The following is a 12,520-nucleotide window of genomic DNA, read 5'->3' as shown; positions in this document are numbered from 1 at the left end:
CTGTCCGTTTTTTTTGTTTGCCACATGTTCACTTTAACCGTTTTTCGCCTTTCCTAATCGCCTTTGCAGACTGAACACAGGGCAAATCCGCAGCACATCACCCCGCAAAACGGCAATCAGAACCAGCGTTCGAGAGAGGCCTTATCCAACTGCTTAAAGGCTCTGTCCAGCACCTGTGCCAGCTCCAGATAGCGAGGCCGCTCTTTCAGCGGCTGCATGGAATAGCCTTCACTTAAAATTTTGCCGTGTATTTCACGGCACCAGCTCGCCAGTGAGGGCGGCAAGGCTGTCCGGCTGCGTTTCCCCAGCCACAACAGGCCCTGCAACGGCATACTGAGCGCAAACAAGGCCACTGCCATCGCCAGTGGCAAACCAGAGGAATTATGAAAAGCCATCTGGCTCAGAACGCTCATCACGGCCACAGCGGGCATCACACGCACCGCAAATCGGGTGGCCCTGATATAGCGTTGTTCAGGAAACAATACAGCCAGCTCTTTGCGCATTGGCCATACCGACATGTAATGCTGGCCGTGTTGGACCTGTTTCCAGATTTTTGTCTGATTCATATCGCACCAGCCTCAACAAATACTGTAAATTTTCAAAACAAACAACAATCAATCTACCATGAATTAATTTTTAAAAATTTTTTTGTTATATCGACCAACAAGGGCTATCCTATGCACGCCTTAGGTAATTGTTGGCCGATAACCCTGTTATCGCAATAAATTAAGGATAAGTTAACTCCTCAGGTTTGCATTTCACTTCTACGGACAGAAGCAAAAATACCTGGTTTAGTCTCGCCATACACTGGGTCGACTATTCTATGGTTAACGCTTATTCAATTGAATATCAACTTTCAGACAGATTATATAGGTAGTCACTCACATGTCTAAGCTGGTTTTAGTTCTTAACTGCGGTAGTTCTTCTCTGAAGTTTGCTGTCGTCGACGCAGTATCAGGTGATGAGCACCTGACAGGTCTTGCAGAATGTCTGCACCTACCAGAAGCCCGTATCAAGTGGAAACTTGATGGTGCCAAACACGAAGCTCAACTGGGTAATGGTGCAGCACACGAAGAAGCACTGGCTTTCATGGTAGAAACTATTCTGGCTTCCAAGCCTGAGCTGGCTGAAAACCTGAAAGCGATTGGTCACCGTGTGGTTCACGGTGGCGAGAAGTTCACACAATCAGCTCTGATTGATGAAGCCGTGCTGAAAGGCATTGAAGAGTGCGCTACGTTGGCACCGCTGCATAATCCAGCACATATCATTGGTATCAAAGCCGCTCAGAAAGCCTTCCCGGCTCTGCAGAACGTTGCAGTATTCGATACCGCATTCCACCAGACTATGCCAGAAGAAGCGTACCTGTACGCGCTGCCATATAAGCTGTACAAAGACCACAGCATTCGTCGTTATGGTATGCACGGCACTTCGCACCTGTTCATCACCCGTGAAACGGCTAACCGCATGGGTAAAGCAGAAAGCGAACTGAACATCATTAACTGCCATCTGGGTAACGGCGCGTCTGTTTGCGCAATCAAGAATGGTAAGTCTGTTGATACCTCTATGGGTCTGACTCCGCTGGAAGGCCTGGTGATGGGCACGCGTTGTGGCGACATCGACCCGGCTATCATCTTCCACCTGCACGACTCTCTGGGCTACTCTGTTGACGAAATCAACACCATGCTGACCAAAGAATCCGGTCTGGCTGGCCTGACAGAAGTCACTTCTGACTGCCGTTTCGTTGAAGACAACTACGGTCAGAAAGAAGAAGCGACCCGTGCGATGGACGTATTCTGCCACCGCCTGGCGAAATACGTGGCCAGCTACACAGCGACGCTGGACGGTCAGCTGGATGCGATCACTTTCACCGGCGGCATTGGCGAGAACTCTGCCCCAATCCGTGAAATGGTGCTGAACCGCCTGAAGTTCTTCGGTATCGAAGTCGACAGTGAAAAGAACCTGAAAGCCCGTTTCGGTGGCGAAGGTGTGATCACGACAGACAACAGCCGCGTACCGGCCATGGTTATCTCGACCAATGAAGAGCTGGTGATTGCTGAAGATACAGCACGCCTGACCAACATCTAAGCAACACCAATTGGCCGACTTAGTCGGCCTTTTTCTATCAAGAATGATAATAATCGGGAGTTGCTGTCCGACAGCCTGACCTCCCTTTCTACCGTTTGCTAACAGTTTGAGGAATTGACTGTGTCACGTACCATAATGCTCATTCCGGTCGGTGCCGGAGTCGGCCTGACCAGCGTCAGCCTGGGTGTGCTTCGCGCTATGGAGCGCAAAGGCGTCCGTGTTTCCTTTTTCAAACCTATCGCCCAGCCTCGTCACGGCGGCGATCAGCCGGATCTGACAACGTCGATTATCCGTGCCAACAGCGACATGCAAATTGCTCAGCCGGTGTCCATGGCTGAAGCCGATGAGCTGATACGCAGCGACCAGAGCGACGTGCTGCTGGAAGATATCGTTGCACGCTTTAAAGAAGCCACTGAAGGCGCTGAAGTGGCCCTGATTGAAGGTCTGGTGCCCACCCGCAAGCACCCGTTTGCGAACCAGATCAACTACGAAATTGCCAAGACACTGGACGCGGAAATCGTGTTCGTGGTCTCGCCGGGTACAGACAACCCAGCCCAGCTGAAAGAGCGCATTGAAATTGCCTGCTCTAACTTTGGCGGTATTAAGAACAAACACATCTCAGGTGTGATTGTGAACAAACTCAATGCCCCTGTGGATGCTGAAGGCCGCACCCGTCCGGATCTGTCTGAAATTTTCGACGGTTCTGACTCTGTGATGCCCACTCACGTTGAAGTGATGCAAGTGTTCAACTCCAGCCCGATTCGCGTGCTGGGCTGTGCGCCCTTCAATGCCGAGCTGATCGCTACCCGTGCAACCGATATTGCGAAGCACCTCAATGCTGACATTATCAACCCGGGTGAAATCGACAGCCGTCGCATTAAGAGCATCACTTTCTGTGCCCGCTCTATCCCTAACATGGTTGAGCACTTCCGTCCGGGTTCACTGCTGGTAACCTCAGCAGACCGTCCTGATGTGGTTGTGGCTGCCTGTCTGGCGGCGATGAACGGTGTGGAAATCGGCGCGTTGCTGCTGACCGGTGGCTATGAACTGCCTGCTACCGTTGAAAAACTGTGCAAGCGTGCTTTCGAAACCGGCCTGCCTGTGATGATTGCCAAAGGGAACACCTGGCAGACCTCTCTGAACCTGCAGAGCTTCAGCCTGGAAGTACCGGCTGACGATAAAGAGCGGGTCGAGATGGTCAACGAGTACATGGCCAGCCACATTGATGGCCAGTGGATCGAATCCCTGAGCGAAGGTTCTGCCCGTGAACGCCGCCTGAGCCCGCCGGCTTTCCGTTACCAACTGACAGAATATGCCCGCCGCGCGGCAAAACGCATCGTGCTGCCTGAAGGTGATGAGCCACGTACAGTAAAAGCGGCTGCTATCTGTGCAGAACGCGGTATTGCTGAATGTGTGCTGCTGGGTAACCCGGCGGAAATCAAACGCGTTGCCGAACAGCAAGGTGTGGTACTGGGTGCCGGTGTTGACATTATCGATCCGGCCTCTGTGCGCGAGCAGTATGTGGCTCGTCTGGTTGAGCTGCGTAAGAACAAAGGCATGACCGAAGTGGTTGCCCGTGAACAGCTGGAAGATACAGTTGTACTGGGTACCATGATGCTGGAACAAAACGAAGTGGACGGTCTGGTCTCGGGTGCGGTACATACCACAGCCAACACCATTCGCCCGCCGCTGCAGCTGATCAAAACCGCGCCAAGTGCGTCACTGGTGTCTTCTGTCTTCTTCATGCTGCTGCCTGATCAGGTTCTGGTATATGGTGACTGTGCCATCAACCCGGATCCGAACGCTGAGCAACTGGCTGAAATCGCCATTCAGTCGGCGGACTCTGCCAAAGCCTTCGGTATTGAACCGCGCGTAGCAATGATCTCTTACTCTACCGGTAACTCGGGCCAGGGTGCAGACGTTGATAAAGTCCGTGAAGCAACACGTATTGCGCAGGAAAAACGTCCTGATCTGATCATCGACGGTCCGCTGCAGTACGACGCCGCCATCATGGAAAACGTGGCAAAATCTAAAGCGCCGGACTCACCGGTTGCCGGTAAAGCAACTGTCTTCGTGTTCCCGGATCTGAACACAGGTAACACCACCTACAAAGCGGTACAGCGTTCTGCCGAGCTGGTGTCTATCGGTCCAATGCTTCAGGGCATGCGCAAGCCGGTGAACGACCTGTCTCGTGGCGCGCTGGTAGACGACATCGTCTATACCATCGCTCTGACCGCGATTCAGGCCAAGCAGGCTGAAGAGCAAAACGCTTAAGTCTCCACTTAATCGAACGAAGAAAATACCCTGGCATTGCCGGGGTATTTTTTTTGCAGCACCCTATTCTCATTGCCAGACTATTCATAATCCGTATGCTGTGAAGTCTGAATAATTAAGGATTGCAGCAAGATACATGGATTGGTTGAATTCTCTCGGACTTTTCATTGGCTCCCTGTTTGCCAACACTCTGGCCTCTTTGTCCGGCGGTGGTGCCGGGTTGATCCAGTTTCCCCTGCTGATTTTTCTGGGCCTGCCCTTTTCCGTGGCGCTGGCTACCCATAAAATTGCCAGCGTCGCGCTGGGGCTGGGTGCAGCCGTCAAACATATCCGATCCGGTAAGCTGAACTGGTCAATGACAGGCTATGTCATTGCATCCGGTACCTTAGGTGTCATCCTGGGCGCAAATGCCATTCTCTTTGTACCGGGCCGAATAGCCGAGTCCGCCCTTGGCATCCTCATCATTGGCCTTGGCGTATACTCCCTGTATCAACCCAGCCTGGGCCAGAGCGAAAATGCACGCCGACGGGATACCAAAGGGCTGATCACCGGCAGCTTGGGTCTGGCTGGGATTGGAGTGATCAATGGCTCGCTGACCGCAGGCAGCGGTCTGTTTGTGACCTTATTTCTGATACGCTGGTTTGGGTATGACTATAAACAGGCCGTCGCGTTAACCATGATCAGTGTCGGTTTATTCTGGAACGGCACAGGCGCGGTCGCCATGTACGCGGCAGGCGCGGAAATATTCTGGCCCTGGCTGCCGATTCTGATTGCCGGTTCATTGCTGGGGGGCTACCTCGGGGCGCATCTGGCTATCAGGCAGAGCAATAAGCTGATCAAGCGCTGTTTCGAAGCCCTGACGTTTCTGATCGGGGCCAAACTGTTATTCGGAATGTGAGAATTCTTATGTCTGACAATACACCGCAAACGGCCAGCAAAGCCGTGATTGATATTTACTACTGCCGCCAGTGCAACTGGATGCTTCGGGCCAGCTGGATGTGTCAGGAGCTGTTGCATACGTTCAGCGAAGATCTGGACGCCGTCAGCCTGCACCCGGACACAGGTGGCCGGTTTGAAGTCTTCTGCAATAACGTTCGCATCTGGGAACGCAAAATCGATGGCGGTTTTCCTGATGCCAAACAACTCAAACAAAGGGTCAGGGATATTCTGGATCCCGCTCGCGATCTGGGTCATGTTGATCGCTGATCCTCGTTTATTGACTGACGTCAAAACCGAAAGCGCTGGAAAAACAGAGAACAGCTCGCCGATTGATTATAATTTAGACAAAACAAGGATAAATTATCAGTCAGACAGGCGGACGAGACATGCATATTCTGATCACCGGCGGAACCGGGTTTATTGGCAAAGCGCTACTTCCTCATCTGAATCATGATCAGGTAACTGTTCTCAGCCGTAACCCCAACCGCGCTTATCAACGTCTGGGCCATCATATTAAAGTCATCACCAGCCTGGATTCACTGGTTAATCTGGATGAATTTGATGTGGTGATCAATCTGGCCGGTGAACCGATTGCTGATAAGCGCTGGACAGAGAAACAGAAAGAAGAGATTTGCCGCAGCCGCTGGCAGCTCACCCGGGATCTGGTGGTCAGATTGCAGGCCGGTGAGAGCCCGCCGCATACCTTCATCAGCGGCTCTGCTGTAGGCTACTACGGCGATCAACAGCACAACGGCTTTGACGAGTCACTCGATGTTAAGCGCGACGATTTTGCCCATACGGTTTGCCGTACCTGGGAGGAGCGGGCACTGGCGGCGCAGTCAGAAAAAACCCGCGTGTGTGTGCTTCGCACCGGCATTGTACTGGGCAAAGGCGGCGGGGCGCTGGCAAAACTGGTCCCGCTGTACAAAATGGGCCTGGGTGGCCCGATTGGCAATGGACAGCAGTATTTCCCGTGGATTCATCTGCAGGACATGGTGAAAGGCATACTGTTTCTGATCAAGCAAACTAATGCTCAGGGCCCCTATAACCTCACGGCCCCCAAACCTGTGACCAATAAAGAGTTCAGCCAGACACTGGCCAGAGTGCTGCATCGTCCGCATGTGATGAGCACACCGGAATGGTTGTTGCGCCTCGGTATGGGAGAATCGGCCCAGATGCTGCTCGACAGCCAGCGTGCTCTGCCGGCTAAGCTGGAAGCCCATGGTTTCCATTTCTGCTACCCGGAGCTGGAAGGTGCGCTGAAAAGTGCCCTGAGCGATCAGGAAAGCCGGGTTACCCGTGTAGAGTAACCCGGCACAACAACGCTATCGGCCCAAAGGACGCAGCAGTTGCTTCATCATGGTACTGATGATCAGCAGGATCAGCACGATTGAGAGTAGCGGTAATACCAGCCACAACCCCGGATGCCAGCTGACAGGCAGCTCAAATCCCCATTTGATCAAAGAAGCCACCAGTGCTTCAGCCCCGAGTACGGCGATCACCCCCGCCAGTACCGCCATCAGGCCATATTCGCTCCAGATGGTGGCACGGATCCGGCTTCGGCTGGCGCCTAAGGTGCGGTAGAGCTTAATTTCCTGCTGCCGCTGTGACAGGCTCAGGCGTAACAAAGTCAGCACCAGTAACAAGCCGCTGCACACCCCCAGAAAAGCCAGCACAGACAATGACAAGGACACTTGCTGTAGTATGGCCTGAATACGGGTTGCCATGGTTCTCAAGTCCAGCAAGGTGACTGTCGGATAATCTCGGCCGAGCTTGTTCACCAGCTCACTCTGCTCTGCCGCCACTCTGAAACTGACCAGCCAGGTGGCAGGCAAATCAGCCATGACATCCGGTGTGAAGATGAAGTAGAAATTAGGCCGCATGTTGCGCCATTCCACCTCCCGCAGACTGGTAACTGTTGCACTGAACACCTGACTGTTCACGTTAAAGCCCAGGGTATCACCCAGTTTTATCCCCAGCCGTTCTGCCACACCGGTTTCTACCGACACACCACCGGGGGCATTGCTCCATTCGCCAGCCACTAAGGTGTTGTGTACTGGCATGGAATCTCGCCAGGTAAAATTCAGTTCGCGGCGCAAGGATTCATCCCCTTCCTGACGCTCATCACTCTCACTGCCGTTTTCAGCGCCTTCAGCCCTTGGATTCTGGCCGTTTATGGTTACCAGCCGGCCGCGCACTATAGGATAACTGTCGGAACGCATTAAGCCGCTCTCATCCAGCACATTGAGATAGGCCGGATGCTGAACCGGGCTGATATTAAGCGCAAACACATTGGGGGCATCCGGCGGCAATGTCTGCTGCCAGTCCGCCAGCAAATCGGTACGCAGCAGCCAGATAACCGCCAGCAGCATCAGCGAGCTGGTCAGGGCGGCCAACTGGGCACCGCTTGCCAGCGGACTGCGACCGATACGACTCAGAGCCAGTGTCATCGCCGGTCCCCACTGACGACGACGCAACCCGGCCACCAGCAATAATCCCATGCCCGCCAGCAGCACCAGCAACACAAACAAACCTGCCAGGGTCAGCCACATCATAGGGTTATTACCGACCCAGAGTAATAGTGCAACAACAGGCAGCAAAATCAGCAGGTAACGTTTCTTAGAACTGGTGTCCGCCGTCTGGCGCTGCATCACAGCCAGAGCCGGTGCATCCAGCAAGCGCCACAGTGCGATCCCGATGCCCGGTACCGATACCAGGATCGCCACCAGCAGACTGACCAGCCAGGGCATGGCTCCCATCTCGGGCAGCGGCTGCGGTAACACATCAGTAAGCGGCAGACGCAACAACCACTCCAGAAAAAGCCCCAGCGCCAGGCCCGCCGAGGCGGCAATGGCAAACAACAGCCCCAGCTGCCTCGCCAGCCACCGCCACAAGAAGGCTTTACCGGCACCGAGGCTTTTCATCATGGCCACGGTTTCCGTCCGGCTGGAGGTATAGTGCATACAGGTCAGCACCAGAGTGGCCGTGGCCATCATGATCACCAGTATCAGGGTCAGCGAAAGGTACTGCTGCACCCGCTCGATCATCTCGCCGGTCCGGCCTTGGGTGGTTTCACTGATCCAGCGCTGATCCGGTGTCAGCTGTGATTGCTCCCTGAGTTGCTTTAACTGGGTCTCAGTACCATTAAAATAAGCCCGGTAACGTACCCGGCTGCCGGGCTGGATAGCCTCAGTGGCGGCCAGATCGGCTTCATGCATCAACACGGCCGGCATCTGACTGAAAGGGTTAAACGACAGTTCCGGTTCCTGCACTATGGTGCCGGCTACTGTCAGCTCAGCGTTGCCAATAGCCACCTGATCACCATTGCTGACATTAAGCAGAGAGAATAACCGCTCAGACAGCCATAACTCACCCGGGTTGACCTGTTGCTGGGTCCGGCGGGTGCCCTGCAGCACCAGCTCTCCCCGCAATGGAAAATCACTGGAGACAGATTTCACGCTAACCAGCTGCATGGCATTATCGCTGAACGCCATGGTGCCAAACCGCGTTTGCTCTGTGACCGTCAGCCCCAGACGCTCCGCTTCCCTGACAAGGTTATCAGGCACAGGATTGGCCGATCTCAATACCAGATCAGCGGCTATCATGCTGCGCCCCTGGTTAATCATGATCTTCTCAACCCGTACCACCAGCGAGGCCAGTGCAAATACACAGGCAATGATCAAAGTCAGTGCCACCGCAACGGGCCACAACTGCCCTTGCCACAGTTCACGCCAGCTCCATTTCAGCAACAGGGAATGGCCCTTTGGCCTAACCGGACTCTGGCTTTCACTCATCTCTGTCATGCCGCCTCCACCCGTCCGCCATGAATACGCACTACCCGATCACAACGTTCTGCCAGTTGCGGGTCGTGCGTTACCAGCACCAGGGTAGTGCCGTGATCCCGGTTGAGCGCAAACAGTAAATCTATGATGGTCGCAGCGGTTTGCTGATCCAGATTGCCCGTCGGTTCATCGGCAAACAGCACCTGTGGGGCGGTCATGAATGCTCTGGCGAGTGCCACACGCTGCTGCTCACCGCCCGATAACTGGGAAGGAAGATGCTCTTCGCGCCCCTGCAGTCCGACCTGGCGCAACAACTCTGCTGCCCGCTCGCTATCACCGGTTTCCCCTTTGATAATGGCCGGTAATGTCACATTCTCCAGCGCCGTCAGCGACGGGATCAGCAAAAAACTCTGGAACACAAACCCAACGGCCTGGCTGCGCAACGCGGCACGGGACTCATCGTCCATGTGGGACAAAACTTGCCCCAGCAACTCAATTTCGCCGCTGCTGGGTACGTCCAGCCCGGCCAGCAAGGTCATCAGTGTCGATTTACCCGCCCCGGAAACCCCAACCAAAGCAATGCTTTCACCCTGCTCGACCTCAAGCGAAACATCCTGCAGAATGGTGAGAGTCGTGGTGGCCGTTGTCACCTGTTTAGTTACTGATTGCGCTTTTATCACGGATGTAGACATGATGCGGATCCTTGCACTGTTATTACTTGTTATGACCCCACTCAGCAGTGTTGCCGCCACCTTAATGGTGCTTGGCGACAGCCTGAGTGCAGGATATCAGATGCGTGCCGAACAAAGCTGGCCCCGCCTGATGGAACCCATGCTTAACGGCAACGGGCTGAAAATTGACGTCATTAATGCCAGTATATCGGGCGACACCACAGGAAATGGTCTTGCCCGTCTGCCTAAGCTATTGAAACAGCATGCTCCAGATTACGTCATAATTGAACTGGGTGCGAATGATGGTCTGCGCGGATTTCCACCGGCGACCATAGAGAATAACCTCAAAGCCATTATTGACCTTATTAAGGATAGCGGCGGTGAGCCGATGTTGATGCAAATCCGCATCCCGCCCAACTACGGCAAGCGCTATACCAGCCAGTTTGAAGCTATCTATCCCAGACTCAGCACAGACTACGCTTTGCCTCTGCTTCCCTTTTTTTTGGAGCAAGTCATTCTGCGTGACGGCTGGATGATGGATGATGGCCTGCACCCCAAAGCCGATGCTCAGCCCTGGATCGCTGAATTCATAACGGACACTATCACACCTTTTTTGTAACCAGATTTTACGGGCGCGATGATGCCCGGATTTAAGGACTATCAATGAGCACTGCCATTCTTATTACCGGCTGCAGCAGCGGTATCGGTTACCACTGTGCCAGATCGCTTCATCAGGCTGGCTATCTGGTGGTGGCCAGCTGCCGGCACGATGACGATGTCGCACGCCTGCGTGACGAAGGCCTTCACTGCGTGAGGCTCGATCTCGCCGACAACCAGTCTATTGAACAAGGACTGGCAAAAGCACTGAGTATCACTGAAGGTAAACTCGATGTGCTGTTTAACAACGGCGCCTACGGCCAGCCCGGCGCCCTTGAAGATCTCCCCACCGATGCCCTTCGCGAGCAGTTCGAAACCAACCTGTTTGGCTGGCACTCGCTCACTAAAGCTGTGATTCCTGTCATGCTGGCTCAGGGAGGCGGCAAAATCGTGCAAAACAGCTCTGTACTCGGTCTTGTTGCCATGAAGTACCGCGGCGCCTATAACGCCAGTAAATTTGCGCTGGAAGGATACACAGATACACTGCGGCTGGAGCTGGCTAACACCCCGATTAAAGTCAGCCTGATAGAGCCAGGGCCAATTGAAAGTCAGTTCCGGGCCAATGCCAAGCGTCAGTTTGAAGCCCATATTGATATGACGGCATCACGGCACAAAGAGAGTTATCAGAACACACTGAACAGACTGGGCAAGCCCTCCCCGTCCAATAAGTTCACACTGACCCCGGAGGCCGTACTCAAACCGCTGATGCACATTATCAACAGTGATCGGCCATCAGCCCGGTACTATGTCACCCAGCCGACCTATATCTTTGGCTTTCTGCGCAGAGTGTTGCCCGTTCGCTGGCTCGATCATCTGCTGGGAAAAAGCGATTAACTGGCACTCATAATGGGCAAACTTTGATCTTGATCCGAGAGTCAAAACCTCAGCGGAAAAATGCGCTTTTTTTAGCCAGCTGTCATGATTGTGTCATCTGAGCACTCTAGGCTTCAGGGTAAGTTGGTCCTTACCTGCTAGAAGGGGTAAACCAGCGATCCCCCTAAATAAACGTGCTACATTTTTCGGAGAGATCGGCATGACATTACGCCAGATAAATGCGCTCTGTCTTTGTGTCGCTATTGCTCTGCTTCTGACCTTCCATCTGTAACGGAGAGCCCTGCTCTCCGTTTTTTTCTCTTAGACCCGTTACCAGCCGCGTTTTTCTGTCTTTTCCCTTGATTTTCCAGCCAATCAGCCCAACATCTTGAACATCACTCTTAAACGATCACGGAAACGCCCGGTATGAATGACAAATTAGCAATTGAACTGAATGAAACCAATCTGCATCAGGTGATAGAGCAGTCAATGCAACAGCTGGTCGTGATCAGCTTCTGGGCTCCATCCATGCCAGAAACAGCAGAAGTCAACACCCTGCTTGAGCGTCTGGCGGCCCAGTATGCTGGCCAGTTTGTGGTGGCAACGCTCAATTGTGAAGAACAGCAGATGGTGGCAGCCCAGTTTGGTGTGCGCAGTCTTCCGACCGTCGCCATTTTCAGCAATGGTCAGCCGGTTGACGGCGCGGCAGGTCCGCAAACCGAAGACAGCCTGCGTCAGATGCTGAGTAAGCATTTACCCAGCCAGGAAGAAATGCAGCTGGAACAGGCCATTCAATTAGTCAGCCAGCAAGCCTTCAACGAAGCACTGCCCATTCTGCGCGAACTGGCAGGCAGCCTGCCGGGTAACAGCCAGGTGTTGCTTGCCACCGCCGAATGCCTGCTGGAAACGGCACAGTTTGACGAAGCGGAAACCCTGCTTGGGCAGATTCCGATGCAGGATCAGGACGGTTATTACAAAGGGCTGGTTGCAAAGCTGGAGCTCCACCGCCAAGCCAGCGATTCTCCGGAGATCCGCCAGTTAGAAGAGAAACTGGCCACCGATCCGGGCAACGGACAGCTCGCTTATGAGCTTGCGGTGCAGTACAGCCAGGTCAATCGTCATCAGGAATCTCTGGATATCCTGCTGAATCTGCTGCGTAAAGATCTGAACTTCGCCGACGGTAATGCCAAGAAAACCATGATGGATATCCTGGCCTCACTCGGTCAGGGCAATGCCCTTGCCAGTCAGTATCGTCGTCAGCTTTATTCTCTGCTGTACTGATCTCATCCACGCCGCAGG

11 protein-coding genes are annotated in these 12,520 nt (G+C 53.9%); 8 read left to right on the top strand and 3 right to left on the bottom strand.

The window, feature by feature from the left end:
* Window positions 1-116: 116 nt before the first annotated feature.
* Window positions 117-566: a terminus macrodomain insulation protein YfbV gene (yfbV, locus tag IFO68_RS03585; RefSeq protein ID WP_192014626.1), complete on the bottom strand. Its 450-nt coding sequence runs from the start codon at window positions 564-566 to the stop codon at window positions 117-119.
* Between the two features lie 319 nt (window positions 567-885).
* Here yfbV and IFO68_RS03580 point away from each other — a divergent pair, with 319 nt between their 5' ends.
* The 5 genes from IFO68_RS03580 (at window position 886) to IFO68_RS03560 (ending at window position 6,608) form a co-directional block, all read left to right on the top strand.
* Window positions 886-2,085: an acetate kinase gene (locus tag IFO68_RS03580; protein WP_192014625.1), complete on the top strand. Its 1,200-nt coding sequence runs from the start codon at window positions 886-888 to the stop codon at window positions 2,083-2,085.
* Between the two features lie 120 nt (window positions 2,086-2,205).
* Complete coding sequence (pta, locus tag IFO68_RS03575; protein WP_192014624.1) at window positions 2,206-4,359, top strand: phosphate acetyltransferase; 2,154 nt, start codon at window positions 2,206-2,208, stop codon at window positions 4,357-4,359.
* Between the two features lie 136 nt (window positions 4,360-4,495).
* Window positions 4,496-5,257 carry a sulfite exporter TauE/SafE family protein gene (locus IFO68_RS03570; RefSeq protein WP_192014623.1) on the top strand — a complete coding sequence of 254 codons (762 nt, stop codon included), beginning with the start codon at window positions 4,496-4,498 and terminating at the stop codon, window positions 5,255-5,257.
* Between the two features lie 8 nt (window positions 5,258-5,265).
* Window positions 5,266-5,565, top strand: coding sequence for an Rdx family protein (locus tag IFO68_RS03565; protein ID WP_192014622.1), 300 nt, complete (start codon window positions 5,266-5,268; stop codon window positions 5,563-5,565).
* Window positions 5,566-5,684: 119 nt separating this feature from the next.
* Entirely contained in the window at window positions 5,685-6,608 is a 924-nt protein-coding gene (locus IFO68_RS03560; RefSeq protein WP_192014621.1) for a TIGR01777 family oxidoreductase, read from the top strand.
* Between the two features lie 15 nt (window positions 6,609-6,623).
* On the opposite strand, the gene IFO68_RS03555 is transcribed toward IFO68_RS03560, so the two are convergent.
* Window positions 6,624-9,101 (bottom strand): ABC transporter permease, encoded by a 2,478-nt coding sequence (locus tag IFO68_RS03555; protein WP_192014620.1) that lies wholly within the window; start codon window positions 9,099-9,101, stop codon window positions 6,624-6,626.
* Window positions 9,098-9,772 carry an ABC transporter ATP-binding protein gene (locus tag IFO68_RS03550; protein WP_192014619.1) on the bottom strand — a complete coding sequence of 225 codons (675 nt, stop codon included), beginning with the start codon at window positions 9,770-9,772 and terminating at the stop codon, window positions 9,098-9,100. Before IFO68_RS03550 ends, IFO68_RS03555 begins: the two co-directional genes overlap by 4 nt.
* On the opposite strand from IFO68_RS03550, the gene tesA reads away from it, so the two are divergent.
* The 3 genes from tesA to IFO68_RS03535 all read left to right on the top strand — a co-directional run bounded on the left by tesA (window position 9,771) and on the right by IFO68_RS03535 (window position 12,502).
* The gene (gene tesA, locus IFO68_RS03545; RefSeq protein WP_192014618.1) at window positions 9,771-10,370 is read left to right on the top strand and encodes a multifunctional acyl-CoA thioesterase I/protease I/lysophospholipase L1; all 600 of its coding nucleotides are present in this window, start codon (window positions 9,771-9,773) and stop codon (window positions 10,368-10,370) included. The genes IFO68_RS03550 and tesA overlap by 2 nt on opposite strands.
* A gap of 44 nt (window positions 10,371-10,414) precedes the next feature.
* Window positions 10,415-11,242 carry an SDR family oxidoreductase gene (locus tag IFO68_RS03540; RefSeq protein ID WP_192014617.1) on the top strand — a complete coding sequence of 276 codons (828 nt, stop codon included), beginning with the start codon at window positions 10,415-10,417 and terminating at the stop codon, window positions 11,240-11,242.
* Window positions 11,243-11,647: 405 nt separating this feature from the next.
* A complete protein-coding gene (locus tag IFO68_RS03535) occupies window positions 11,648-12,502 on the top strand; it encodes a co-chaperone YbbN (RefSeq protein ID WP_192014616.1) in 855 nt (284 codons plus the stop codon).
* Window positions 12,503-12,520 lie beyond the last annotated feature (18 nt).

The organism is Photobacterium arenosum (assembly GCF_014841115.1).
In the GTDB taxonomy this organism is placed as follows: domain Bacteria; phylum Pseudomonadota; class Gammaproteobacteria; order Enterobacterales; family Vibrionaceae; genus Photobacterium; species Photobacterium arenosum.
Note: the sequence above shows the minus strand (reverse complement) of the source record. Positions and strands in the feature narration are given on the sequence as shown.

Excerpts from the sequence above, each read along its gene's own strand:
- yfbV (WP_192014626.1), bottom strand. The coding sequence starts at position 566 with ATGAATCAGACAAAAATCTGGAAACAGGTCCAACACGGCCAGCATTAC.
- IFO68_RS03580 (WP_192014625.1), top strand. The coding sequence starts at position 886 with ATGTCTAAGCTGGTTTTAGTTCTTAACTGCGGTAGTTCTTCTCTGAAG.
- IFO68_RS03570 (WP_192014623.1), top strand. The coding sequence starts at position 4,496 with ATGGATTGGTTGAATTCTCTCGGACTTTTCATTGGCTCCCTGTTTGCC.
- IFO68_RS03565 (WP_192014622.1), top strand. The coding sequence starts at position 5,266 with ATGTCTGACAATACACCGCAAACGGCCAGCAAAGCCGTGATTGATATT.
- IFO68_RS03560 (WP_192014621.1), top strand. The coding sequence starts at position 5,685 with ATGCATATTCTGATCACCGGCGGAACCGGGTTTATTGGCAAAGCGCTA.
- IFO68_RS03555 (WP_192014620.1), bottom strand. The coding sequence starts at position 9,101 with ATGACAGAGATGAGTGAAAGCCAGAGTCCGGTTAGGCCAAAGGGCCAT.
- tesA (WP_192014618.1), top strand. The coding sequence starts at position 9,771 with ATGATGCGGATCCTTGCACTGTTATTACTTGTTATGACCCCACTCAGC.
- IFO68_RS03550 (WP_192014619.1), bottom strand. The coding sequence starts at position 9,772 with ATGTCTACATCCGTGATAAAAGCGCAATCAGTAACTAAACAGGTGACA.
- IFO68_RS03540 (WP_192014617.1), top strand. The coding sequence starts at position 10,415 with ATGAGCACTGCCATTCTTATTACCGGCTGCAGCAGCGGTATCGGTTAC.
- IFO68_RS03535 (WP_192014616.1), top strand. The coding sequence starts at position 11,648 with ATGAATGACAAATTAGCAATTGAACTGAATGAAACCAATCTGCATCAG.